Below are 25,919 nucleotides of genomic sequence, written 5' to 3'. Positions count from 1 at the left end.
CGGTTTAAGTCCAAATTACTCTTTGATGGTGACGACGATGCCGGCACCGACGGTGCGGCCGCCTTCACGGATGGCGAAGCGCAGCTTCTCTTCCATGGCGATCGGCACGATCAGCTCGACATCGACGGTGATGTTGTCGCCCGGCATCACCATCTCGGTGCCTTCCGGCAGCGACACGATGCCGGTCACGTCGGTCGTGCGGAAGTAGAACTGCGGCCGGTAGTTGGTGAAGAACGGCGTGTGACGGCCGCCCTCGTCCTTGGTCAGGATGTAGGCTTCGGCGACGAACTTCTTGTGCGGCTTGACCGTGCCCGGCTTGGCCAGAACCTGGCCGCGCTCGACACCTTCACGGTCGACACCGCGCAGCAGCGCGCCGATGTTGTCGCCGGCCTGGCCCTGGTCGAGCAGCTTGCGGAACATCTCGACGCCGGTGCAGGTCGTCTTGGTGGTCGGACGGATGCCGACGATCTCAAGCTCCTCGCCGACCTTGACCACGCCGCGCTCGACGCGGCCGGTCACAACCGTGCCGCGGCCGGAGATCGAGAACACGTCCTCGATCGGCATCAGGAACGGCTTGTCGAGCGGGCGAACCGGCGTCGGGATGTAGTCGTCGACCGCAGCCATCAGCTCGCGGATCGAATCCTCGCCGATCTTCTTGTCGGAATCTTCCAAAGCCGCAAGTGCCGAACCCTTGACGATCGGAATGTCGTCACCGGGGAACTCGTTCTTGGTCAGCAGCTCGCGCACCTCGAGCTCGACCAGCTCGAGCAGCTCGGCGTCGTCGACCTGGTCGACCTTGTTCAAGAACACCACGATCGACGGCACGCCGACCTGACGGGCCAGCAGGATGTGCTCGCGGGTCTGCGGCATCGGGCCGTCGGCGGCCGACACAACCAGGATCGCGCCGTCCATCTGCGCAGCACCGGTGATCATGTTCTTGACGTAGTCGGCGTGGCCGGGGCAGTCGACATGGGCGTAGTGGCGGTTGGCCGTCTCGTATTCGACATGCGCCGTCGAGATGGTGATGCCGCGCGCCTTCTCCTCGGGCGCCGCATCGATCTGGTCGTAGCGCTTGTATTCGCCAAAATACTTGGTGATCGCCGCCGTCAGCGACGTCTTGCCATGATCGACATGGCCAATCGTGCCGATGTTCACATGAGGCTTTGTACGCTCGAATTTACCTTTTGCCATGTGATCTCTCCATTCCTGCTCGCCCGTGCGGGCTTTGAATTAAGTTAGCGCTGCAACCCGTTGGGGTTACGCGTATTTCTTCTGGACTTCCTGAGCGACCGCGGTGGGGACCGGCTCGTAGTGATCGAACTGCATCGTATAGGCCGCGCGGCCCTGGCTCATCGAGCGCAAATTGTCGACGTATTTGAACATGTTGGCGAGCGGCACCATGGCGTTCACAACCACCGCCACGCCGCGCGATTCCTGGCCCTGAATCTGGCCGCGACGGCCGTTCAGATCACCGATGACGCTGCCGACATAATCTTCCGGCGTCACCACTTCGACCTTCATGATCGGCTCGAGCAGCTGCACGCCAAGCTTGGGCGCCGCTTCACGGAAGCAGGCACGGCCGGCGATTTCGAAGGCGAGCACCGAGGAGTCGACATCATGGTAGGCGCCGTCGATCAGCGTCGCCTTGACGCCGATCATCGGGAAGCCGGCGAACGGGCCAGAGGTCATGACGCTGTTGATGCCCTTTTCGACACCGGGGATGTATTCCTTCGGCACTGCGCCGCCGACGATCTTGGATTCGAACAGGAATTCACTGCTTTCCGGATTCGGTTCGAACAGGATCTTGACACGGGCGAACTGGCCGGTGCCGCCGGTCTGCTTCTTGTGGGTGTAGTCCTGCTCGTGCCTGCGGGTGATCGTCTCGCGATAGGCCACCTGCGGCGCGCCAACATTGGCCTCGACCTTGAACTCGCGACGCATGCGGTCGACGATGATGTCGAGGTGGAGTTCGCCCATGCCGGAGATGATCGTCTGGCCGCTTTCCTCGTCGGTCTTGACGCGGAAGGACGGGTCCTCGGCGGCCAGGCGATGCAGCGCAAGGCCCATCTTTTCCTGGTCGTTCTTGGTCTTCGGCTCGATCGCGATCTGGATGACCGGATCGGGGAATTCCATGCGCTCGAGGATGACCGGATGCAGCGGATCGCAGAGCGTGTCGCCAGTCGTCGTGTCCTTGAGGCCGGCCAAAGCGACGATGTCGCCGGCGAAAGCCTCTTCGACGTCAGCGCGCGAATTCGCATGCATCTGCAGCATGCGGCCGATGCGCTCCTTCTTGCCCTTCACCGTATTGTCGACCGAGATGCCCTTGGTGAGCTTGCCCGAATAGATGCGGGCAAAGGTGAGCGATCCGACGAACGGGTCGTTCATGATCTTGAAGGCGAGCATCGACAGCGGCTCGCTGTCGTCGGCGTGACGCTCGATCTCGGCGTCGGTCTTTGCGTCGACGCCCTTGATGGCCGGAACGTCGGCCGGCGACGGCAGATATTCGACGACTGCGTCGAGCAGCGGCTGCACGCCCTTGTTCTTGAAGGCCGAGCCGCAGAACATCGGGTAGAACTTCACCGCGATGGTGCCCTTGCGGATCAGGGCGCGGATCTCGTCATTGCTGGGCATCTTGCCTTCGAGGTAATTCTCGAGCGCCGTCTCGTCCATTTCGACGGCGGCCTCGATCATCTTCTCGCGATATTCTTCGGCACGTGCCTTGAGGTCGTCCGGGATCTCGACGACGTCCCAGGCGGCGCCGAGCGTCTCGTCGCGCCAGACCAGCGCGTTCATCTCGACGAGATCGACGACACCCTTGAACTCGGTCTCGGCGCCGATCGGCAGCTGCATGACGACAGCCTGCGCACCGAGGCGCGAGCCGATCATTTCGACCGAGCGATAGAAATCCGCGCCGATCTTGTCCATCTTGTTGCAGAAGATCATGCGCGGCACGCGGTACTTGTCGGCCTGGCGCCAGACGGTCTCCGTCTGCGGCTCGACACCGGCGTTGGCGTCGAGCAGCGCAATGGCGCCGTCGAGCACGCGCAGCGAACGCTCGACCTCGATGGTGAAGTCGACGTGGCCGGGAGTGTCGATGATGTTGAAGCGGTGCATCTTGCCGTCACGAGCCTTCCAGAAGGTCGTGGTCGCGGCGGACGTGATGGTGATGCCGCGTTCCTGCTCCTGCTCCATCCAGTCCATGGTCGCAGCGCCGTCATGGACTTCGCCGATCTTGTGCGACTTGCCCGTGTAGTAGAGGACGCGCTCGGTGGTCGTCGTCTTGCCGGCGTCGATATGCGCCATGATACCGAAATTGCGGTAGTCTTCGATTTTATATTCACGGGCCATGGGAGGTGCCTCTTCAGTCTCGTTCGCGCTTTACCAGCGGTAGTGCGCGAAGGCGCGGTTGGCTTCTGCCATCTTGTGGGTATCTTCACGCTTCTTGACGGCGGTGCCGCGGTTGTTGGCCGCGTCCATCAGCTCGCCGGAGAGGCGGTCGACCATCGTGGTCTCGTTGCGGTTGCGGGCGGCGGCGATCAGCCAGCGGATGGCCAGCGCCTGACGACGCTCGGGGCGCACGTCGACCGGAACCTGGTAGGTGGCGCCGCCGACGCGGCGCGAACGCACTTCCACATGCGGCGCGACATTGTCGAGCGCCTGATGGAAGACGGTGACCGGCTCCTGCTTGGTCTTGGACTGGACCTGGTCGAGCGCGCCGTAGACGATGGTCTCGGCAACCGACTTCTTGCCGTCATACATGACGGCGTTCATGAATTTGGTGACGATCAGATCGCCGAACTTCGGGTCCGGATTGATCTCACGCTTTTCTGCACTGTGACGACGGGACATTTTTTCTCTGCCTCAATTCTGCGTGGTGGCCTGGATCCCGGATCGTCGCCTGGCGCCGTCCGGGATGACCTTGGCTACGCTTCGGTCACTTCGGACGCTTGGCGCCGTATTTCGAACGGCGCTGCTTGCGGTTCTTCACACCCTGCGTGTCGAGCACGCCGCGGATGATATGGTAGCGGACGCCCGGAAGATCCTTGACGCGGCCGCCGCGGATCATCACCACCGAGTGCTCCTGAAGGTTGTGGCCTTCGCCGGGGATGTAGCCGATCACTTCAAAACCATTGGTCAGGCGGATCTTGGCCACCTTGCGCAGCGCCGAGTTCGGCTTCTTCGGCGTCGTTGTGTAGACGCGCGTGCAGACGCCCCGCTTCTGCGGGTTCTGCTGCATGGCCGGGACCTTGTTGCGCTTCACCGGCGCAATGCGCGGCTTGCGGATCAGCTGGTTGACGGTAGGCATTAAACCCTCTTGTCTCTCAATTCCGTGTCTTGCCCGGTCAGGGCCGCTCAAAGCGTCATTTCCATACGCAAAGTCGGGCCACAAACCGCGCCTCGCGGTCTTGCCCGAACAAATGGCAGAGGAAGCGGAAACCGCTTCATGCACGCCGGAAATGTCTTTTCGCTCGTAAAACGAACCCTGTTTGAGGCAAACTCCAAAGCGTGTCGCTTCGGAAGGGAGAGCCTCACATCGGTTCTGACTGGGCGGCTTCTACTCGCAAGCCTGTTGCCCGTCAACCCCGGAGCACCAAATATTACGCTGAAACCGAGGCTTGGCAGCCATGCGAAAAGCGCATGTAATTTTCTTTCGCCATTTTGCAAGAGCAAGGAAGAAAGTGACCGGCCCTCGGCTGTTGCATAGCCACGCTTCATGCGAAAAAGCGACATGAACAGCGCAAATCCCCTCGCCCGGAGGAATCGGCCCGTGAACGACAATGATGAGCGCCCGGTCACCATCATCACCGGCCGGGCGTGGAAAAGAAAGGGCGGCAAGCCGGAAGGCGTCCACCTCATGCTGGTCGCGCCCGACGACGATTCGGCGGTGCGCCGGGCGCTCGAATCACTCGCGGCCGAAGGCTACGCCGAGGCGGAGCTCGACCAGATCGGCGACTTGGACGGCGTGCCCGACGAAGAGCCGCATTTGTCGGCCTATCAGGGCGCGCTCGAAGGCGAAGTGTCGATCGTCACCTTCGACGTGCCGCTGTGACCAGCCATGCCCCTGGCCGTCGCGGTTTGGGGCCGTCGCGGTCTGGGGCCGTCGCGGTCTGGGGCCGTCGCGGTCTGGCACTGCTTGCCCGGCATCGGTTCTCTGTTAAGAACCAAGCGCAATATCAACCTGCGGAGTTCCCATGTCCCTGAATAGCGGTCCCATCAAGCTCGGCATCGTCGGCGTGGGAAAGATTGTTCGCGACCAGCACCTGCCGGCCCTGGCCAAGGACCGTGACTACCTGCTCACCGCCGCCGCCAGCCGGCACGGCAAGGTGGACGGCATCGCGAATTTTCCTGATATCGAGGCGATGCTCGACGCCGTGCCGGAGCTCGAGGCCGTATCGCTCTGCATGCCGCCGCAGTTCCGCTACGACGCCGCGCGGACGGCGCTGGAAGCAAAAAAGCATGTTTTTCTGGAAAAGCCACCCGGCGCCACGGTCAGCGAGGTCGAAGACCTGAAAGCACTGGCCGCGGCAAACGGCGTCTCGCTGTTCGCCAGCTGGCATTCGCGCTATGCGCCGGCGGTGGAAGCGGCGCGCGCATTTTTAGGCTCGACCCAGATCAGGTCGGCCGCCATCAACTGGAAGGAGGACGTGCGCCGCTGGCACCCGAACCAGGACTGGATCTGGGCGCCGGGCGGCTTCGGCGTCTTCGATCCCGGCATCAACGCGCTGTCGATCGCGACCCACATATTGCCGGCGATGTTCATCAGCTCGGCAATCCTCGATTTTCCCGAAAACCGTGCAGCCCCGATCGCCGCGCACATCGCCTTCCGCACCTCGAACGGCTTGCCGGTGGCGATGGAACTCGACTGGCGCCAGACCGGCCCGCAAAGCTGGGACATCCTGGCCGAGACGGACAAGGGCGCGATGGTGCTTTCGGGCGGCGGCGCAAAACTCGCGGTCGACGGCCGCATCGTTCACGACGAGCCGGAAGCCGAATATCCGATGCTCTACAAGCGCTTCGCCGAGATCGTGCGCGCCGGCGTTTCCGACGTCGATCTCGCTCCGTTGCAACATGTCGCCGACGCTTTTATGCTCGGCAAGCGCAATGTGGTGGAAGCGTTTTTCGATTGACGCCGCGGCGCTGCAAGGAGTGGCCTTCTCCGGTCCTGACATTCTGCAATCGCCGCGCCGCCCCTCATCTGGCTGCCGCCATCTTCTCCCCGTGAACGGGGAGAAGGACGCCGTCATCAAAGATTTCGCCAATCTCCACCGTCGCAGAAAGAGCGCCAAGGTTGCGGCCAGCTTCTTTCTCCCCGTTTACGGGGAGAAATGCCCGGCAGGGCAATGAGGGGCGGCGCCGGACGATCGAAACAAGTCGCAACACTCGACGACGCCTCCTCCAGTTCGTCGCCAACTCAACATGCAAAAAAGCCGCCGGGTTGCCCCGACGGCTTCGTTGCCTGAGATCTGTACCCGCCGCGCTTACTGCGCGGCGGAAGCCATGTCGGTCAGCATCGGGTCGGCGACCTCGACGCCCGACGCCTTGCGGCGCTCGTCGATGATCAGCTCGTCACGCGAGGTGGCGATGCGCCGGATCTGGCTCATCGTGCCGCCGGTGCCGGCCGGGATCAGACGGCCGACGATGACGTTTTCCTTCAGCCCCTGCAGCATGTCCGTCTTGCCGGCAACCGCCGCTTCGGTCAGCACCCTGGTCGTCTCCTGGAAGGAGGCGGCCGAGATGAAGGACGGCGTCTGCAGCGAGGCCTTGGTGATGCCCAACAGCACCGGCTGGCCTTCGGCCGGCTTCTTGCCGTCCTCGACCAGGCGCTCGTTGACCTCTTCCAGCTCGATCACGTCGACGTGGTCGCCCGGAATGTAGGTCGAGTCGCCCTGCGCAGTGATCTCGACCTTCTGCAGCATCTGGCGAACGATCACCTCGATGTGCTTGTCGTTGATCGACACGCCCTGCAGACGGTAGACCTCCTGGATCTCGTTGACGAGGTAGGAGGCAAGCGCCTCAACGCCCTTGATCGCCAGGATGTCGTGCGGCGCCGGATTGCCGTCGAGGATGTAGTCGCCCTTCTCGATGACGTCGCCGTCCTGGAGATGGAACGGCTTGCCTTTCGGGATCAGGTATTCGACCGGCTCAAGCGTCGAGTCATGTGGCTCGATGATGATGCGACGCTTGTTCTTGTAGTCGCGGCCGAAGCGGATCGTGCCATCGATCTCGGCGATGATGGCGTGATCCTTCGGACGGCGTGCCTCGAACAGTTCGGCAACACGCGGCAGACCGCCGGTGATGTCTTTGGTCTTGGCGCTTTCCATCGGGATACGCGCCAGCACGTCGCCGGGGCGAACCTGTGCACCCGGCTCGACCGACAGAATGGCCTCGACCGAGAGCAGGAAGCGAGCGTCGCCGCCCTTCGACAGTTTGCCGACCTTGCCCTTGGCGTCCTGGACTACGATCGCCGGCTTGAGGTCGTTGCCGCGCGGCGTCGAACGCCAGTCGATGACCTCGCGCTTGGTGATGCCGGTCGATTCGTCGGCCGTTTCCTGGACGGAAATGCCGTCGACCAGATCCTCGAACGCCACCTTGCCCTCGATTTCGGTGAGGACCGGGCGGGTATAGGGATCCCACTCGGCGATGCGCTGGCCGCGCTTCACCTTGTCGCCATCGTCCACGAAGATGCGCGAACCATAGGTGAGGCGGTGCGTGGCGCGCTCCTTGCCGGCCTCGTCGAGGATCAGCACGGCCATATTGCGGCCCATGACCATCTGCTGGCCGTCGGAGTTGCGCACCACGTTGCGGTTGCGGATCTCGACCTTGCCCTCATACGAGGCTTCAAGGAACGACGAGTCCACCACCTGCGCCGTGCCGCCCATGTGGAAGGTACGCATGGTGAGCTGGGTGCCCGGCTCGCCGATCGACTGCGCCGCGATGACGCCGACAGCCTCGCCCTGGTTGACCGGGGTGCCGCGGGCCAGATCGCGTCCGTAGCAGACCGCGCAGACACCGACCCTGACGTCGCAGGTCAGCGCCGAGCGGATGCGGACCGACTGGACGCCGGCCTTTTCGATCTGCTCGACGTCGCGTTCGTCCATCAGGGTTCCGGCCTTGACCAGAACCTCACCGGTGACCGGATGCGTGATGTCGTCGAGCGCCGTGCGGCCGAGAACCCGCTGGCCGACGGAAGCGACGACCTGGCCGGCATCGACGATCGGCTGCATGGTGAGGCCCTTGTCGGTGCCGCAGTCGACGGAGTTGACGATGCAGTCCTGCGCCACGTCGACCAGACGACGGGTGAGGTAACCCGAGTTCGCCGTCTTCAAGGCGGTGTCGGCCAGACCCTTGCGGGCGCCGTGGGTCGAGTTGAAGTACTCGAGCACGGTCAGGCCTTCCTTGAAGTTCGAGATGATCGGCGTTTCGATGATCTCGCCGCTCGGCTTGGCCATCAGGCCGCGCATACCAGCAAGCTGGCGCATCTGGGTGGGCGAGCCGCGCGCACCGGAGTGCGACATCATGTAGATCGAGTTCATCGGCTTTTGACGGCCATTGTCCTCGAACTCGACCGCCTTGATGCGAGCCATCATCTCGTCGGCGACCTTTTCCGAGCACTTGGCCCAAGCGTCGACGACCTTGTTGTACTTCTCGCCCTGGGTGATCAGGCCGTCATTGTACTGCTGCTCGTATTCCTTGGCCAAGGCCTCGGTGTCGGAAACCAGCTTGATCTTGGCATCCGGGATCAGCATGTCGTCCTTGCCGAACGAAATGCCGGCGCGGCAGGCGTGGCTGAAGCCGAGGGCCATGATGCGATCGCAGAAAATGACCGTCTCCTTCTGACCGCAATGGCGGTAGACGGTGTCGATCATCTTGGAGATGTTCTTCTTGGTCATCTCCTGGTTGGCGGTCTCGTACGGCACATTGACGTTCTTCGGCAGAAGCTCGCCGATGATCATGCGGCCGGGCGTGGTGTCGTAGATCTTCGACACGACCTTGCCGTCCGCATCGACCGAGCGGAAGCGGCCCTTGATCTTGGAGTGCAGCGTCACCGCCTTGGTCTCGAGCGCGTGCTGGAGTTCGCCCATGTCGGCAAACACCATGCCCTCGCCCGGCTCGTTCTGGTTGACGATCGAGAGATAGTAGAGACCCAGGACCATGTCCTGCGACGGCACGATGATCGGCGCGCCGGAAGCCGGGTGCAGGATGTTGTTGGTCGACATCATCAGCACGCGGGCTTCAAGCTGTGCTTCCAGCGACAGCGGCACGTGAACCGCCATCTGGTCGCCGTCGAAGTCGGCGTTGAAGGCCGTGCAGACCAGCGGGTGAAGCTGGATCGCCTTGCCTTCGATCAGAATCGGCTCGAACGCCTGGATGCCGAGGCGGTGCAGCGTCGGCGCACGGTTCAGAAGCACCGGATGCTCGCGAATAACCTCGTCGAGGATATCCCAGACCTCCGGACGCTCCTTCTCGACCAGCTTCTTCGCCTGCTTGACGGTCGAGGAATAACCCTTGGCGTCGAGACGGGCATAGATGAAGGGCTTGAACAGTTCGAGCGCCATCTTCTTCGGCAGGCCGCACTGGTGCAGCTTGAGCTCCGGACCGGTCACGATGACCGAGCGGCCGGAATAGTCGACGCGCTTGCCGAGCAGGTTCTGGCGGAACCGGCCCTGCTTGCCCTTCAGCATGTCGGACAGCGACTTCAGCGGACGCTTGTTGGCGCCGGTGATGACGCGGCCGCGACGGCCGTTGTCGAACAGCGCGTCGACGGCTTCCTGCAGCATGCGCTTTTCATTGCGCACGATGATGCCGGGCGCGCGCAGCTCGATCAGCCGCTTCAGACGGTTGTTGCGGTTGATGACGCGGCGATAGAGATCGTTGAGATCGGACGTGGCGAAGCGGCCGCCGTCCAGGGGAACCAGCGGGCGCAGGTCCGGCGGGATCACCGGCACCACCTTCATGATCATCCATTCCGGACGGTTGCCGGACTCCATGAAGTTCTCGACGACCTTGAGCCGCTTCAGATACTTCTTCTGCTTGAGCTCGGATGTAGTCGAAGCCAGCTCCGAACGCAGGTCGCCGGCGATCTTCTCCAGGTCCATGCCGGCCAGAAGGTCGTGGATGGCCTCGGCGCCGATCATGGCGGTGAACGAATCCTCGCCATATTCGTCGACGGCCATCATGTACTCTTCCTCGCTAAGGAGCTGGTGCTCCTTCAGCGCGGTCAGGCCGGGCTCGGTGACGATGTAGTTCTCGAAGTAGAGAACGCGCTCGATGTCCTTCAGCGTCATGTCGAGCAGCGTGCCGATACGCGACGGCAGCGACTTCAGGAACCAGATATGGGCGACGGGCGCGGCCAGCTCGATATGGCCCATGCGCTCGCGACGGACGCGCGACAGCGTGACTTCGACGCCGCACTTCTCGCAGATGACGCCCTTGTACTTCATGCGCTTGTACTTGCCGCACAGGCATTCGTAGTCCTTGATCGGACCGAAAATACGCGCGCAGAACAGGCCGTCGCGCTCCGGCTTGAAGGTGCGGTAGTTGATGGTCTCCGGCTTCTTGATCTCGCCGAACGACCAGGACAGAATCTTCTCAGGGCTGGCGAGCGAGATCCGGATGGAATCGAACACCTGCGCAGGCGCCTGGGGATTGAAGAGATTCATGACCTCTTGGTTCATGCCGTTCTCCTTTTCGGGGTCATCGAAACCCCTTGCATCTAGCGCGGGCCAAACGCCCGCCGACTTGGTCGACCATCGGTCGAAAATTTGGTGCGCTCGGTCGCGGGAGCCCTCTCCCGCGACCAAGCGTCTTGCTTATTCGGCCGCGTCGGGCAGCCGGATCGGGTTGTCGTCGAGCTTGGTGTTCTCCAGCTCGACATTGAGGCCCAGAGACCGCATTTCCTTGACGAGAACGTTGAAGCTCTCGGGGATGCCGGCCTCGAAGGTGTCGTCGCCTCTGACGATAGCCTCATAGACCTTGGTGCGGCCGGCGACGTCGTCCGACTTCACCGTCAGCATCTCCTGCAGCGTGTAGGCGGCGCCGTACGCTTCGAGAGCCCAGACCTCCATCTCGCCGAAGCGCTGGCCACCGAACTGCGCCTTGCCGCCCAGCGGCTGCTGGGTAACGAGCGAGTACGGCCCAATCGAACGCGCGTGGATCTTGTCGTCCACAAGATGGTGAAGCTTGAGCATATATATGTAGCCCATCGTCACTTTGCGATCGAACGGCTCGCCGGTGCGTCCGTCATAGAGCTGCGACTGACCGCTGGTGTGCAGGCCCGCCTGCTCCAGCATGATGTTGATGTCGGCCTCGTGCGCGCCGTCGAACACCGGTGTCGCGATGGAGACGCCGCGGCGCATCTGCTCGCTGAGGCGAACGACGCTCTCGTCGTCATAGTCGCGGACCGGCTCGTTGCGGTCGTTGGCCGGCATGAAGCTCTCGAGGGTCTTGCGCAGCGGCTTGATGTCGCCGCCTGTCTTGTACGCGTCGATCAGCTCGCCGATCTTCCTGCCCATTCCGGCGCAAGCCCAGCCCAGATGCGTCTCCAGAATCTGGCCGACATTCATGCGGCTCGGCACACCCAGCGGGTTGAGCACGATATCGGCATGCGTGCCGTCCTCGAGGAACGGCATGTCCTCGACCGGAACGATCCGCGACACGACACCCTTGTTGCCGTGCCGGCCGGCCATCTTGTCGCCGGGCTGCATCTTGCGCTTCACGGCCACGAAGACCTTGACCATCTTCATGACGCCGGGAGGCATCTCGTCGCCGCGCTGCACCTTCTCGACCTTGTCCATGAAGCGCTGTTCGAGCGCCTTCTTGGAATCGTCGTACTGGCCGCGCAGGGCTTCCAGTTCGCTCTGGAGCTTTTCGTTCTCCACCGCAAACTGCCACCACTGCGAACGCGGATACTCGTCGAGCGTGTCCTTCGACAGCTTCGAGCCCTTCTTGAAACCCTTCGGCCCGGCAATCGCATCCTTGCCGACGAGAACGTCGGACAGGCGCGAATAGACGTTGCGGTCGAGGATCGCCTGCTCGTCGTCGCGGTCCTTGGCGAGGCGTTCGATCTCCTCGCGTTCGATCGCCATGGCGCGCTCGTCCTTCTCCACGCCGTGGCGGTTGAAGACGCGCACTTCGACGACGGTGCCGAAGGTTCCGGGCGGCATGCGCATGGAGGTGTCACGCACGTCCGATGCCTTTTCGCCAAAAATGGCGCGCAGAAGCTTTTCTTCCGGCGTCATCGGGCTTTCACCCTTCGGCGTGATCTTGCCGACCAGGATGTCGCCCGGCTGCACTTCGGCACCGATATAGACGATGCCGGCCTCGTCGAGGTTCTTCAGCGCTTCTTCCGAGACGTTGGGGATGTCGCGGGTGATTTCCTCCGGCCCGAGCTTGGTATCGCGCGCCATGACCTCGAACTCCTCGATGTGGATCGAGGTGAAGACGTCATCGGCGACGATGCGCTCGGACAAGAGGATCGAGTCCTCGTAGTTGTAACCGTTCCACGGCATGAACGCGACCAGCACGTTGCGGCCGAGCGCCAGATCGCCGAGCTCGGTCGACGGACCGTCGGCGATGATGTCGCCCTTGTTGACCAGGTCGCCCATGCGCACCAGCGGACGCTGGTTGATGCAGGTGTTCTGGTTCGAACGCTGGAACTTCATCAGCCGGTAGATGTCGACGCCCGACTTGCCGGGATCGAGATCTTCGGTGGCGCGGATGACGATACGCGTCGCGTCGACCTGGTCGACGATGCCGCCGCGGCGGGCGCCGATGGCGGCGCCGGAGTCACGGGCGACGATCGGCTCCATGCCGGTGCCGACGAACGGCGCTTCGGCGCGCACCAGCGGCACGGCCTGACGCTGCATGTTCGAGCCCATCAGCGCGCGGTTGGCGTCGTCGTTCTCGAGGAACGGGATCAGGGCCGCGGCCACCGACACCATCTGCTTCGGCGACACGTCCATCAGATCGACGTTTTCGCGCGGCGCCATCATCACTTCGCCGGCATTGCGGCAAATGACGAATTCGTCGACGAAACCACCATTCTTGTCGAGCTCGGCATTGGCCTGCGCGACGTGGTGCTTGGCCTCTTCCATCGCGGAGAGATAGACGACCTCATTGGTCAACTTGCCGTTGACGATCTTGCGGTACGGGCTCTCGATGAAGCCATACTTGTTGACGCGCGCAAAGGTGGCCAGCGAGTTGATCAGACCGATGTTCGGGCCTTCCGGCGTCTCGATCGGGCAGATGCGGCCGTAATGCGTCGGGTGCACGTCGCGCACCTCGAAGCCGGCGCGCTCGCGGGTCAGGCCACCGGGTCCAAGCGCCGAGAGACGGCGCTTGTGGGTGATCTCCGACAGCGGGTTGGTCTGGTCCATGAACTGCGACAACTGCGAGGAACCGAAGAACTCGCGCACGGCGGCAGCCGCCGGCTTGGCGTTGATCAGGTCCTGCGGCATCACCGTATCGATCTCGATCGAGGACATGCGTTCCTTGATCGCGCGCTCCATGCGCAAGAGGCCGACGCGGTACTGGTTCTCCATCAGTTCGCCGACCGAGCGCACGCGGCGATTGCCGAGATTGTCGATGTCGTCGATCTCGCCCTTGCCATCGCGCAGTTCGACCAGCGTCTTGACCACGGCCAGGATGTCGTCCTTGCGCAGCACGCGCACGGTGTCCTCGGCCTTGAGCTCGAGGCGCATGTTCATCTTGACGCGGCCGACGGCCGACAGGTCATAACGCTCGCTGTCGAAGAACAGCGAGTTGAACATGGCTTCGGCGGTTTCCAGCGTCGGCGGCTCGCCGGGGCGCATGACACGGTAGATGTCGAACAGCGCGTCCTGGCGGCTCTCGTTCTTGTCGACGTTGAGCGTGTTGCGGATATAGGCGCCGACATTGACGTGGTCGATGTCGAGAACCTTGATCTCGTCGTCGCCGGCGGCGAGAAGCACTTTTAGCGTCTTTTCGTCGATCTCGTCGCCGGCCTCGAGGAAAATCTCGCCGGTCGCATAGTTGACGATGTCCTCGGCAAGGTAGTTGCCGAGCAGATCCTCGTCGGTCGCCTTGATCGCCTTGAGACCCTTTTCGCCGAGCTGACGGGCCTGGCGTGCGGTGATCTTCTTGCCGGCCTCGACGACGACCTCGTTGGTGTCTGCATCGATCAGGTCGCCGACAGCCTTGAGGCCGCGGAAACGCTCGACGTTGAACGGGATGCGCCAGTGGTCGCCGGCGCGCTTGTAGGTGATCTTGTTGTAGAAGGTCGACAAGATCTCCTCGGCATCCATGCCGAGCGCCATCAGCAGCGATGTCACCGGAATCTTGCGGCGGCGGTCGATGCGGGCGTGCACGACGTCCTTCGAGTCGAACTCGATGTCGAGCCACGATCCGCGATAGGGGATGACGCGCGCGGCAAACAGCAGCTTGCCCGACGAGTGCGACTTGCCCTTGTCATGGTCGAAGAAGACGCCCGGCGAACGGTGCATCTGCGAGACGATGACGCGCTCGGTGCCATTGACGATGAAGGTGCCGTTCAAGGTCATGAGCGGCATGTCGCCCATATAGACGTCCTGCTCCTTGATGTCCTTGATCGACTTGGCGCCGGTATCCTCGTCGATATCGAACACGATGAGGCGCAGCGTCACCTTGAGTGGCGCGGCATAGGTCAGGTCGCGCTGACGGCATTCGTCAACGTCGAATTTCGGTGCTTCGAACTCGTACTTCACGAATTCCAGCATCGAGGAGCCGGAAAAGTCGGAGATCGGGAACACCGATTTGAAAACCGCCTGCAGCCCCTCGTCAGGACGCCCGCCCTTGGGCTCCTCGACCATCAGGAACTGGTCATAGGATGCCTTCTGAACCTCGATCAGGTTCGGCATCTCCGCAACTTCCGGAATCTTTCCGAAGAATTTGCGTACGCGTCTGCGGCCATTGAAAGTTTGTGTCTGGGCCATCGTCGCTCCTTAGCTCGATTCTCGGGGCGAGCCTCGCCGCGGCTCGCCTTGCATTCTCGGCCACCTTCGGCGGCGGCCTTTATTTGTTCACCCGCCACCTGTCGGTGGCCGGCCAAAACGGGAGAAAACCCGTTTCCTGAAGGCCGGCTTACGGCCCTCAGGAAAGAGGTTTTCGTACTCTTCGCGTTACGCAGCCTCCCTTCGCGCCAAGGGAGCGGCGGACGGCGCGAAGCCGCCCGCCGATATCAAACGCTTACTTCAGTTCGACCTTGGCGCCGGCTGCTTCCAGCTGGGCCTTGAACTTGTCCGCGTCGGCCTTGGAAACAGCTTCCTTGACCGGCTTCGGAGCCGCCTCGACCAGGTCCTTGGCTTCCTTGAGGCCAAGACCGGTGATGGCGCGAACTTCCTTGATGACGTTGATCTTCTGAGCGCCCGCCTCGGTGAGGACGACGTCGAATTCCGTCTTTTCCTCGACCGGAGCAGCAGCAGCCGCAGCACCGCCGGCGGCAGCAACCGCCACCGGAGCAGCAGCGGAAACGCCCCACTTTTCTTCCAGAAGCTTCGACAGCTCGGCCGCCTCGAGGACGGTCAGCTTCGAAAGGTCGTCTACGATCTTTGCCAGATCAGCCATTGCAATATTCCTTCATAAGGTTCGAACGTGTGTTTGTGATAGCGAGGAACGGCCTCATGCCGCCTCGTCCTTCCGGGCGTAAGCGCCGATGACGCGCGCGACCGAAGCCGCAGGCGCATTGACGATCTGGGCGATCCGGGTTGCCGGCGTGGCGATCATGCCAACCAGCCTGGCGCGCAGCTCATCGAGCGACGGAAGTGTGGCAAGTGCCTTCACACCGTCGGCGTTGAGCGAGGTGGTGCCCATTGCGCCGCCGAGAATGACGAGCTTGTCATTTCCCTTGGCGAAATCGGACGCGACCTTCGGCGCCGCAATCGGATCCTCCGAATACGCGATCAGCGTCTGTCCCTTGAACAGGTCGATGATCGATGCGGAGTCCGTGCCCTGAAGAGCGATTTTGGCGAGACGGTTCTTCGCGACTTTGACGGTGCCACCGGCGACACGCATTTTCGACCGAAGGTCGTTCATTTGCGCGACGGTAATACCGGCGTAGTGGGCCACGACGACTGAACCAGCGCCCGAAAACGCTTCATTCAGGCCCGTGACGAGTTCGCGTTTTTCCGCTCTGTCCACTGCCTATCTCCAGTTGACCCCAATCCTGTTAACGGGAACATTCCCATTACGAGGACAGGTGTCGGGTTGCCTTTTGCCGGCCGGGCCATCCAGTAACGGATCTCCCGAACGACGCTCGAGGATCCTGCCCCCTTTCGCCACACCAGCCGGCAAGCCGAATGGTGCGCAGACAAAAGGCAAACACGGTTCGAACCTTTCATTGGAGCAGTCGCTCCGTTGTCCGGTCTTCACCCGTCTCATGCAGGCCCACATGAATTAAGGCCCCCCTTGAACCAAGGCCTGGGGCCGCCCGCAATCTCGGACAGGATGTCCGGAAGCCTTCCGACTTCCGGTACCGGGCCGCCAAGATAAATCGGAGGCCCGGAATTCTGTTTGCGGATCAGCCCTTTAGCGGCAGATCCAAATGGTTCGTATCAGGACGCTGCCAGCGTCGAGACGTCGAGCTTGAGGCCAGGGCCCATCGTCGAGGTGACCGACACCTTCTTGACGTAGTTGCCCTTGGCGCCAGCCGGCTTCGCCTTGGTGACCGCGTCAGCGAAGGCGCGAACATTCTCTTCCAGCGCCTTGACGTCGAACGAGATCTTGCCGACGCCGCCATGAACGATGCCGGCCTTCTCGACGCGGAACTCGACCGCGCCACCCTTCGACGCCTTGACGGCGGCGGTAACGTCGGTGGTGACAGTGCCGACCTTCGGGTTCGGCATCATGCCACGCGGGCCGAGCACCTTGCCCAGACGGCCGACCAGCGGCATCATGTCCGGCGTGGCGATGCAGCGATCGAAGTCGATCGTGCCCTTCTGGACGATGTCGACCAGATCCTCGGCGCCAACGATATCGGCGCCGGCCGCCTTGGCTTCCTCGGCCTTGTCGCCACGCGCGAAAACCGCGACGCGGACGGTACGGCCGGTGCCGTTCGGCAGGTTGACCACGCCACGGACCATCTGGTCGGCATGGCGCGGGTCGACACCCAGGTTCATCGCGATTTCAACGGTCTCGTCGAATTTCACCGAGGACCGGTCCTTGAGCAGCTTCAGCGCATCACCCAAGGCATAGGCCTTGTTGGGATCGATGCCTTCGCGGGTCTTCGATACACGCTTTGCAATCTTTGCCATGATCTCAGCCCACCACTTCCAGACCCATCGAGCGGGCGGAGCCCTCGACCATGCGCATGGCCCCCTCGATATCGGTCGCGTTCAGATCCTTCATCTTCTGCTCGGCGATGGCGCGCACCTTGTCGCGGCCGATCGTGCCGGCCTTGACCTTGCCCGGCTCCTTCGAGCCCGACTTCAGGTTTGCGGCCTTCTTCAGGAAGTAGCTCACCGGCGGCGTCTTCATGACGAAGGTGAACGACTTGTCCTGGTAGTAGGTGATCACGACCGGAACCGGCGATCCCTTTTCCATTTCCTGGGTCTGCGCGTTGAACGCCTTGCAGAACTCCATGATGTTGATGCCGCGCTGACCAAGCGCCGGTCCGATCGGGGGCGACGGCGTCGCCGAGCCCGCGGAAACCTGGAGCTTGAGCTGGCCTGCAATTTTCTTAGCCATCTCTTCCTGCCTTCATCTCATGCCGGCCCCAAATCTGGGCAACACCGGCGGTTGCAGTCTGGTGGTGCGGTTCCTGCAGCGGGCTAAAGCCGCATTCGCCTCCCACCCCGTTTTGGCGGCGATTTCCACGCCGCCTCCCTCACCGCCGAATTGGCGACAAGGATTTCGGATCAGCCCTTTTCGACCTGTCCGAATTCGAGATCGACCGGCACGGCGCGCCCGAAGATCGAAACTTCCACCTTGAGCCGCGCCCGCTCCTCGTCCACTTCCTGGACGAAACCGTTGAACGAGGCGAACGGACCGTCCGAGACGCGGATCGCCTCGCCGATCTCGAAAGTGACCGACGGCTTCGGCCGCTCGACGCCTTCCTGCACCTGGTTCAGGATGCGCTGGGCCTCGGCCTCGGTGATCGGCACCGGCTTCGAATCACCCAGGAAGCCGGTGACCTTCGGCGTGTTCTTCACGAGCGAGAACACTGCGTCGGTCAGGTTGGCCTTCAGCAGCACGTAGCCCGGGAAGAACTTGCGCTCGGCATCGACCTTGCGGCCGCGGCGTATCTCGACGACCTTCTCGGTAGGCACCACGATCTGCTCGATGTCAGCGGACAGGCCTTTCTGCTTGGCCTTGTTCTCGATGTCCTCAGCGACCTTTTTTTCAAAGTTCGAATAGGCGTGGACGATGTACCACCGCGCAGTCATTTCAAGGCTTCTCCGTAATCGCCGGACTCAGCGTCCAATGCCCAGAATCTGCTCGACCGCGAGGCCCATGAGCTGATCGGCAGTAAAGAAAAAGATCATCGCGATCACAGCGAACGCCAGAACCATCACCGTCGAGATCATCGTTTCGCGACGCGACGGCCAAGTCACCTTGGCGGTCTCCGCGCGAACCTGCTGGAGAAAGACGAATGGATTTGTGGTTTTCGAAGCCATGTGCCGCTCTGTCTGCAAGACCCGTTGACCGGATCTCCTGGATGATCCCGCTGGCCGGGATGTGCCGCCTGAGCCTGTGTTTGCGCCGAATCAGCGCAATCATTTCGCCCATGCAAATCGGACGCGTAAAGCCGGCTTCCCAGCTCCACGCGTCGCGTGTCTGTTTCGTCTACATAAAACCGATTCTTGATCCACGCAAGTGGCAAGTGTCCGCTTTATGCCAAACGCCGCCTCGGAACCATCCAGTCGTCCCGTTCCGGCTATGGCGCTCTTATGCCTCAAGACAGCCTATATGGCATGCCACCGCGCGATTTTCAAAAGGTCGATGCGCGGAAGACCAGAAATTTTTTCATGAATTGGCCATTTCGAAAAATGGCACGGGCAGCAGGGCTCGAACCTACGACCTGCGGTTTTGGAGACCGCCGCTCTACCAACTGAGCTATGCCCGTATCGCGCGCTGCTATTTCATAAAGCGGACAAGAACTCAAGTCGAGTTTTCATGCGTGGCCGCGCCGGGCTGCAATCGTCGAAATCCAAGGGCCAGCGCCCAGGCGCATATCAGAAGTTCCACGGCAAAAGTCCAATGCAACATGAAGCTCATGACCCAGTTGCGATACATCGCCGGAACCGTGACGAGTTCGAGCGCGCGCCGGTCGAACGGCATTAGCCACATGATAGGCGACGCCACGCTGTCCAGGATCATGTGTATCATTGCGGCGGCAAAGAAGGCGCCGACCGGGGCCAGATATCGCGGATCCCGCCATTTCGCGACCGACAGTGCCACAAGGCCAACCGCTGCCCAGAAGAGCGGCCAGTGCGTGACGTAGGCGTGGTGATGGGTTCGTCCGCCATCGACAAAATGGAAATAGACCATGTCGAGGTCCGGGACGACGCTGCCGAGCATTGCCGCCGCCATGATCCCCGATCTGCCGGGCCAACGGTTTCGTGCGAAAGTACCGAGTATGTAGCCAGCCGGAAGATGAGCGATCAGCATCGTCAAACCTTGTTCATTGCCGAATCGGTCGAACGTCGCGGCGGATTGTGGCGCATTCAGGAAGGACTACCCCGCCTCGCCCTATCGCGCTTGGCTGGGGCGTGACTGCGTCTTACAGCTTGACGGCCGCCTCGGCCTGAACCTCGGACGTCGACACGACGCGGCAATTCTCCGGCATTGGCTGTGACTTGCAGATGGTCGGGCCGGTAAATTCATCGGCCGAACCAAGCCCGGTCGTCAGCCCGACTTTCAGCATCATCCCGGGTTCGAGCTGCCGATGGCGCGAGGCCGGCACCGAGCGCATCGCCACCAGCAGACCGGATCCGACCGCCATATCCCTGAGATAGGTTTTGACCCGCTGCTCCAACCCCATCGAGTGCACGGTCAACTGCGCGCGAGGACCGACAAGGCGCCTGACACCGCCGGCAAGCATGATCGGGCAGGCCGCGCCACACGCGCCGCTCGCATCGATCGTCAGCCCGACATGGACGCCATCCCTGGCGGCGCAATCCGCCTTGTCCGGCTCGCATCCAATGAAGTCCGTCCGCGCAACCGCCACGTCGAGCTTGCGTTCTCGGATCAACCTTCCGGCGGCCAGAGCGCCGAGCACGTCGCCTCCCGGCGAGTTGATCACCACGGGCAGTCGCCGGTCACCGATCGTGTCCAGCAGTTGGCGCAGCCGTTCCGGCGTTCGAGCGCTGATCGTGCCTTCCGCCGAGATCCATTCGGGACAGTTGGGATCGCAGAGAAAACTTCTGCCGCGAACCAGGACGAAGCGCATATCGCCAACATCGGCCCGCTGCCCGGTTTCAGGTTCGACCGGCGCGGCAGGAGTGGGCTTGGCGTACGCCACCACGTCGCCGGCCGGCGCCGGTATTTCCCTGCAGTTCGCGGCCACCGGATCGGTGTTGCACAGGGTTGGCGCGGTCAGCAGGTCGACGGCATCCAGGCTGGTCACCAGCTTCGCCTGCAGCATGTCGTAGGGAGCCAGCTGCTGGATGCTGCTGGCCGGCGTGTTCTTCATCGTCTCGAGCACGGCCTGGCCGACGCCCATTTCGTTCAGATAGGCAGCCAGTCTTTTCTCCACCGACCTGCTCATCTCGTAGGTCTTGTAGCTGCCGGCGTTCTTGCGGCCGACGATCTTCTTGCTGAGGATCTTCTTCTTGCCTCCGACCACGCGATAGGTGGTCCGGTACTGCAATTTTGTGCGGATGAAGGTCGTGGTGATCTGATGCACGCCGAGAAAGGCCCATTGCCCGACGACGCGCCTGATGCCGCCGGCAAACATCAGTGGACAGGCGGAATTGCAGATGGCGCCGCTGGCATAGGCATTGCCGAAATAGCGAGCGCCCTTGCCGTCGTTCTCCTTGCAGTCCTTGGCATCGGGCTGGCAACCGGTGAACCGGGTTTTGCCAACCGCGATATCGAGCTTGTTCTTGCGCAGCAGCCGGCCAAGCGCCAGCGCCGCTTCGACGTTGCCGCCGGGAGAATCCACGACAACGGGCAGTTTTCGGCCACCAAGCCCCTTGAGCGTGCGCTTGAACAGGGTCGGCGTGCCGGCCTCTATCGAGCCTTCAGCCGATATCCATTCCGGGCAGGTCGGTTCGCAACCAGGCGCGCTGCTGCGGACGACGACAAACCGCATCGTCGGACCAAGATCCGGCCCGGATTTTTTGGTGTTCGCCGCCAAGGCAGCGTGTTCCATGACCAGGAACGACGCCAGGCAGATCACCATCCACCATGCCTGGCCATTCAGACGGTGCCACGAAACCATTCGGGAAGCCCCCCGCAATGCGACCTATAGTAGTTCAGCTTTGCCGGCTTGCAACAGCGTTTTGCGACGATGGCGCAAGCGCCGGCCGTACCCAGAAAAGTATGCCGGCCGTATCCAAAAGCGAGACGGGCGGCCCGAAGACCGCCCTTCGAGGTAGGGCTTTGGGTATTTCAACGGCTACGGCTTTAGTGGGAATTGTGCGTCAACCTTGAGCGCCGATGCCGCCGGACAATTTTGCGGCCTCGGTTCGGTTTTACAGACAGTCGGCCCCACCAAATGGTTCGCCGATTCAGGTCCCGTCGTCAGTCCCATCGTCAACATTGTGCCGGGTTCGAGCGGGAGCCGGTTACGCTTATAATCAAAGCGGTCGAGCGGCATCGGCGGAAACAGATGCTGCCTGACCGACATTTCCGCTAGATAAGAGCGTATCCGCTCCGCGAATGCCAGTGATTGAACGCTGACTGGCACCTTGGGGCCCACGAAACGTCTGACGCCCCCAGCAAGCATGATCGGACAGGCGGCATCGCACCCCGCACCTAAATCGGTCGCGACACCAGGATAGAACCCATCCGGTGGCGCGCACCCTTTGTCCTGCGGCTTGCACCCGGTAAAATCGGTGCGCGCAATCGCGACGTCAAGTTTGCGGTCGCGGATCAACCTTCCCATTGCCAAGGCGCTGAGCAAATCGCCTCCCGGCGAACTCACGATCAACGGCAGACGCCGGCCGCCGACCGTATCGAGCAATTGGCGAAATATCTTCTGCGAATCGGGCGTGATCGTGCCTTGCGCTGCAATCCATTCGGGGCAATCGAGACCGCATTTCGGATCGCTGCTCCGGACCAAGACGAAACGCATCGAATTGTCGACCGGCGCTGGACGGGCCGAAGGAGTGGCTGGAACAACGGCCCCTCGGACGGCCACCACTGCCGTCTTGGCCGGCTTGGCATTCGCAGGGACCTCCCTGCAGTTCGGCGGCGCCGGGCTCCGCCGGCATATGCCCGCCAGCGTAAGTATGTCGAGGGAGTCCCTGCTGGTGACCAGCTTCATCGTCAGCATGTCGTCGAGAGCGATCTGGCGGATGTCGCTGGCAGGCGTGGCCTTCATTGTGTCGAGCACTCCCCGCCCGACCCCCATCTCCCTGAGATAGGCCGAGATCTTTCTCGAAAACGCCTTGCTCATTTTATAGGTCTTGTAGCTCTCGCCTTGAGTGACGGTCTCCGTGGTGACCCGATATTTTTTGCCACGGATGGTTTGATGGGTGGTTCGAAAATGCCGTGTTGAGGGGAAATAAGTGGTGGTGATCTGATGAACACCCAGATAGGCCCAGCTGCCCGCCACGCGGCGGACGCCTCCGGCAAACATCAGCGGACAGGCGGAATTGCACATGGCCCCACCGTCGGACGCGACGCCGAAATAGGCTACGCCTTTGCCGTAGCTGGCCCCGCAACCCTCCATCCCCGGCCAGCAATCGGAAAACTCGGTCTTACCGATGGCGATGTCGAGCCTGTTCTTGCGTATTATGCGACCGAGCTGGAGCGCAGCGTCGACATCACCGCCAGGGGAATTGACGATAATCGGCAGTTTGCGAGTGCCGAGCTTTTTCAGTACCCGCTTTAGTAGAGCCGGCGTGCCGGCTGCGATGGCGCCTTCTGCTGAAATCCATTCCGGACAGTTGGGCTTACAGCCGACTGCACTGCTGCGGGCAATGATGAACCGCATCTCCGAAAAACCATCGGACGAACTGCCCGGAAGGTACCATGACTTCGGATCCCATGTCCTAGGATCGGACACATCCTCGGCGTTCGCGGCGAAGGCCGCTATCGCCATCGCAACCACCTGCGCCAGGCGAACCAACCCGCGCCACCACCCGGCCCTACTGTTCAGACGGCGTCCCCGAACCACGCTTGGCAAAAGCCCCCTTGATGCAACCTATAATAGTGGCGGCGGTGGTGCTTGCAATAGCTTTGAAACGACCGCGCAAGATTGTTCTGCGTGGAGCCAGTAAACGAAGAAAGGGCGGCCCGAAGACCGCCCTTCCCTGTCGATCCGGCGGATGCCGGTATCGATTACTCTTTGATGGTGACGACGATGCCGGCACCCACGGTGCGGCCGCCTTCACGGATGGCGAAGCGCAGCTTCTCTTCCATGGCGATCGGCACGATCAGCTCGACATCGACGGTGATGTTGTCGCCCGGCATCACCATCTCGGTGCCTTCCGGCAGCGACACGATGCCGGTCACGTCGGTCGTGCGGAAGTAGAACTGCGGCCGGTAGTTGGTGAAGAACGGCGTGTGACGGCCGCCCTCGTCCTTGGTCAGGATGTAGGCTTCGGCGACGAACTTCTTGTGCGGCTTGACCGTGCCCGGCTTGGCCAGAACCTGGCCGCGCTCGACACCTTCACGGTCGACACCGCGCAGCAGCGCGCCGATGTTGTCGCCGGCCTGGCCCTGGTCGAGCAGCTTGCGGAACATCTCGACGCCGGTGCAGGTCGTCTTGGTGGTCGGACGGATGCCGACGATCTCAAGCTCCTCGCCGACCTTGACCACGCCGCGCTCGACGCGGCCGGTCACAACCGTGCCGCGGCCGGAGATCGAGAACACGTCCTCGATCGGCATCAGGAACGGCTTGTCGAGCGGGCGAACCGGCGTCGGGATGTAGTCGTCGACCGCAGCCATCAGCTCGCGGATCGAATCCTCGCCGATCTTCTTGTCGGAATCTTCCAAAGCCGCAAGTGCCGAACCCTTGACGATCGGAATGTCGTCACCGGGGAACTCGTTCTTGGTCAGCAGCTCGCGCACCTCGAGCTCGACCAGCTCGAGCAGCTCGGCGTCGTCGACCTGGTCGACCTTGTTCAAGAACACCACGATCGACGGCACGCCGACCTGACGGGCCAGCAGGATGTGCTCGCGGGTCTGCGGCATCGGGCCGTCGGCGGCCGACACAACCAGGATCGCGCCGTCCATCTGCGCAGCACCGGTGATCATGTTCTTGACGTAGTCGGCGTGGCCGGGGCAGTCGACATGGGCGTAGTGGCGGTTGGCCGTCTCGTATTCGACATGCGCCGTCGAGATGGTGATGCCGCGCGCCTTCTCCTCGGGCGCCGCATCGATCTGGTCGTAGCGCTTGTATTCGCCAAAATACTTGGTGATCGCCGCCGTCAGCGACGTCTTGCCATGATCGACATGGCCAATCGTGCCGATGTTCACATGAGGCTTTGTACGCTCGAATTTACCTTTTGCCATAGTCTCTTTCCTTGGACGGCCGGGACCTTCAGTTCAGTCGAATGCGGGGCGATTAGCGACTGCGGCCGAAAAACACAAGTGTCTTGTGGCCGGGGCTTTCTCACCCGGTCTGAACCCATGATCCGGTTTTCGGGGATGTGGCGCGGATATAGGAACGAACAAGAAGAAATGGAATGGCCTGACATAGGTTCCGCGGCTGCCGGCATTCAGCCGACGGATATTGCCGCTTCCGCCTGTCCGCCTTGCCGGATTTACTGCCGGATCTGGCCCATTGCCGGTGTGACGCCGGTCTGATTTCCTGATCCGATGCATTTCATTCCGATCGCCATCCGCGGCCCGCTGTTCATGATCCTGTCGACCGGGTCCTATGTCGCCAACGACACCATGTTGAAGCTCGCGACGGTTGGGCTGCCGCCCTATGAAGTGCTGTTTCTGCGCGGGACGGCGGCAACGCTGTGGGGAATCCCGTTGCTGTTTGCGCTGGGCTACGCCAGGCAGATCCCGCTGATCCTCGACAGGAGAGTGTTGCAAAGAAACCTGCTCGAGCTGGCGGCAATCCTTTGCTACGTGGTGGCGCTCGCCAACATGCAGATCGCCGATTCGACCGCCCTGGGACAGATCACGCCGCTGCTCATGCTGATTGGCTCCTCTGTCCTGTTCGGCGAACGGATCGGCGGCTTGCGCATGGCGCTGATCGGGCTCGGCTTCATCGGAGCGGTGATGGTGGCGCAGCCGACGATGCAGGGAATCTCGGTCTACGCCTTGCTGGCGCTTGGCAATGCGGCGTTCGCCGCCGCGCGCGATCTCGCCGGGCGGCGGGTCGCCGCCGACGTGCCCGGAATGATCGTCGCAATTTCCGCGGTGGTGGTGGTGCTGGTCGGATCAGGCGTCGCGCATCTGATGTCGGAGCGTTGGGTGGCGCCCGAGACGCATCATTTACTTCTGATGGCCGGGGCCGGATTGTTCCTGATTTTTGGCCATTTCTTCATCTTCATGGCCTATCGCGCCGGGCCAACCGGCGTCGTGGCGCCGTTTTACTACTGCTTCACCGTCTGGGCGGTCATTTCCGGCCTGGTGGTGTTCCAGCAATTGCCGAACGCACTGGCGATCGGCGGTATCCTGCTGGTGGTGGCCAGCGGGCTGACCATCGTGTCGCTCGACGAGCGGCGGCGCCGACTGGCCGTCGTCGCATAATTTGGGCAGTGGTGACCAAAACAACGGACCACAGATTTCAACTTGGCCGCTGCCCGCAAAAAATGGAGAAACCTGTGACAAGCCAGGAG

Annotated in this window: 20 protein-coding genes and 1 tRNA gene; 4 read left to right on the top strand and 17 right to left on the bottom strand. The window is 62.3% G+C overall.

The window, feature by feature from the left end; genetic code table 11:
* Positions 1-15: 15 nt before the first annotated feature.
* The 4 genes from tuf (AC0L2M_RS24060) to rpsL form a co-directional block, all read right to left on the bottom strand.
* Positions 16-1,191 (bottom strand): elongation factor Tu, encoded by a 1,176-nt coding sequence (gene tuf / locus AC0L2M_RS24060; protein ID WP_091591201.1) that lies wholly within the window; start codon positions 1,189-1,191, stop codon positions 16-18.
* 66 nt (positions 1,192-1,257) lie between these two features.
* Positions 1,258-3,348, bottom strand: a complete 2,091-nt coding sequence (gene fusA, locus AC0L2M_RS24055) for an elongation factor G (protein ID WP_023798114.1) — start codon at positions 3,346-3,348, stop codon at positions 1,258-1,260.
* Positions 3,349-3,378: 30 nt separating this feature from the next.
* Complete coding sequence (gene rpsG, locus AC0L2M_RS24050) at positions 3,379-3,849, bottom strand: 30S ribosomal protein S7 (protein WP_008875664.1); 471 nt, start codon at positions 3,847-3,849, stop codon at positions 3,379-3,381.
* 85 nt (positions 3,850-3,934) lie between these two features.
* Complete coding sequence (gene rpsL, locus AC0L2M_RS24045; protein ID WP_006333356.1) at positions 3,935-4,306, bottom strand: 30S ribosomal protein S12; 372 nt, start codon at positions 4,304-4,306, stop codon at positions 3,935-3,937.
* A 462-nt stretch (positions 4,307-4,768) separates the two neighbouring features.
* Between rpsL and AC0L2M_RS24040 the strand changes: the two genes are divergently transcribed.
* The 3 genes from AC0L2M_RS24040 to AC0L2M_RS24030 all read left to right on the top strand — a co-directional run bounded on the left by AC0L2M_RS24040 (position 4,769) and on the right by AC0L2M_RS24030 (position 6,345).
* Positions 4,769-5,050: a hypothetical protein gene (locus tag AC0L2M_RS24040; RefSeq protein ID WP_023798115.1), complete on the top strand. Its 282-nt coding sequence runs from the start codon at positions 4,769-4,771 to the stop codon at positions 5,048-5,050.
* 142 nt (positions 5,051-5,192) lie between these two features.
* Positions 5,193-6,128: a Gfo/Idh/MocA family protein gene (locus AC0L2M_RS24035; protein ID WP_473536090.1), complete on the top strand. Its 936-nt coding sequence runs from the start codon at positions 5,193-5,195 to the stop codon at positions 6,126-6,128.
* Entirely contained in the window at positions 6,103-6,345 is a 243-nt protein-coding gene (locus AC0L2M_RS24030) for a hypothetical protein (RefSeq protein ID WP_473536164.1), read from the top strand. Before AC0L2M_RS24035 ends, AC0L2M_RS24030 begins: the two co-directional genes overlap by 26 nt.
* Positions 6,346-6,479: 134 nt before the next feature.
* Here AC0L2M_RS24030 and rpoC read toward each other — a convergent pair whose 3' ends face one another.
* The 13 genes from rpoC to tuf (AC0L2M_RS23965) form a co-directional block, all read right to left on the bottom strand.
* Complete coding sequence (rpoC, locus tag AC0L2M_RS24025) at positions 6,480-10,676, bottom strand: DNA-directed RNA polymerase subunit beta' (protein ID WP_091591775.1); 4,197 nt, start codon at positions 10,674-10,676, stop codon at positions 6,480-6,482.
* 135 nt (positions 10,677-10,811) lie between these two features.
* Positions 10,812-14,948, bottom strand: a complete 4,137-nt coding sequence (gene rpoB / locus AC0L2M_RS24020; protein WP_023798118.1) for a DNA-directed RNA polymerase subunit beta — start codon at positions 14,946-14,948, stop codon at positions 10,812-10,814.
* A gap of 253 nt (positions 14,949-15,201) precedes the next feature.
* Complete coding sequence (gene rplL, locus AC0L2M_RS24015; RefSeq protein ID WP_023680442.1) at positions 15,202-15,579, bottom strand: 50S ribosomal protein L7/L12; 378 nt, start codon at positions 15,577-15,579, stop codon at positions 15,202-15,204.
* A 54-nt stretch (positions 15,580-15,633) separates the two neighbouring features.
* Positions 15,634-16,152, bottom strand: a complete 519-nt coding sequence (gene rplJ, locus AC0L2M_RS24010) for a 50S ribosomal protein L10 (RefSeq protein WP_023798119.1) — start codon at positions 16,150-16,152, stop codon at positions 15,634-15,636.
* Between the two features lie 413 nt (positions 16,153-16,565).
* On the bottom strand, positions 16,566-17,264 hold the full coding sequence (gene rplA / locus AC0L2M_RS24005) for a 50S ribosomal protein L1 (protein ID WP_027155818.1): 699 nt from the start codon (positions 17,262-17,264) through the stop codon (positions 16,566-16,568).
* Positions 17,265-17,268: 4 nt separating this feature from the next.
* Entirely contained in the window at positions 17,269-17,697 is a 429-nt protein-coding gene (gene rplK, locus AC0L2M_RS24000) for a 50S ribosomal protein L11 (RefSeq protein WP_023798121.1), read from the bottom strand.
* 170 nt (positions 17,698-17,867) lie between these two features.
* Entirely contained in the window at positions 17,868-18,395 is a 528-nt protein-coding gene (gene nusG, locus AC0L2M_RS23995; RefSeq protein ID WP_006333333.1) for a transcription termination/antitermination protein NusG, read from the bottom strand.
* 27 nt (positions 18,396-18,422) lie between these two features.
* Complete coding sequence (gene secE, locus AC0L2M_RS23990; protein WP_013531408.1) at positions 18,423-18,626, bottom strand: preprotein translocase subunit SecE; 204 nt, start codon at positions 18,624-18,626, stop codon at positions 18,423-18,425.
* Between the two features lie 373 nt (positions 18,627-18,999).
* Positions 19,000-19,075, bottom strand: a tRNA-Trp gene (locus AC0L2M_RS23985).
* A 35-nt stretch (positions 19,076-19,110) separates the two neighbouring features.
* The gene (locus AC0L2M_RS23980) at positions 19,111-19,620 is read right to left on the bottom strand and encodes a metal-dependent hydrolase (protein WP_473536158.1); all 510 of its coding nucleotides are present in this window, start codon (positions 19,618-19,620) and stop codon (positions 19,111-19,113) included.
* Between the two features lie 112 nt (positions 19,621-19,732).
* The gene (locus tag AC0L2M_RS23975) at positions 19,733-21,394 is read right to left on the bottom strand and encodes a COG3904 family protein (RefSeq protein ID WP_473536089.1); all 1,662 of its coding nucleotides are present in this window, start codon (positions 21,392-21,394) and stop codon (positions 19,733-19,735) included.
* 177 nt (positions 21,395-21,571) lie between these two features.
* Positions 21,572-23,221: a COG3904 family protein gene (locus AC0L2M_RS23970; RefSeq protein WP_473536088.1), complete on the bottom strand. Its 1,650-nt coding sequence runs from the start codon at positions 23,219-23,221 to the stop codon at positions 21,572-21,574.
* A 239-nt stretch (positions 23,222-23,460) separates the two neighbouring features.
* The gene (tuf, locus tag AC0L2M_RS23965) at positions 23,461-24,636 is read right to left on the bottom strand and encodes an elongation factor Tu (RefSeq protein WP_091591201.1); all 1,176 of its coding nucleotides are present in this window, start codon (positions 24,634-24,636) and stop codon (positions 23,461-23,463) included.
* Positions 24,637-24,942: 306 nt separating this feature from the next.
* On the opposite strand from tuf (AC0L2M_RS23965), the gene AC0L2M_RS23960 reads away from it, so the two are divergent.
* The gene (locus tag AC0L2M_RS23960; RefSeq protein WP_287242518.1) at positions 24,943-25,830 is read left to right on the top strand and encodes a DMT family transporter; all 888 of its coding nucleotides are present in this window, start codon (positions 24,943-24,945) and stop codon (positions 25,828-25,830) included.
* Positions 25,831-25,919: the final 89 nt, after the last annotated feature.

It is taken from the genome of Mesorhizobium sp. WSM4806 (assembly GCF_055811635.1).
The sequence above is the reverse complement of the archived record's forward strand: the minus strand, read 5'-3'. Positions and strand labels throughout refer to the sequence as shown.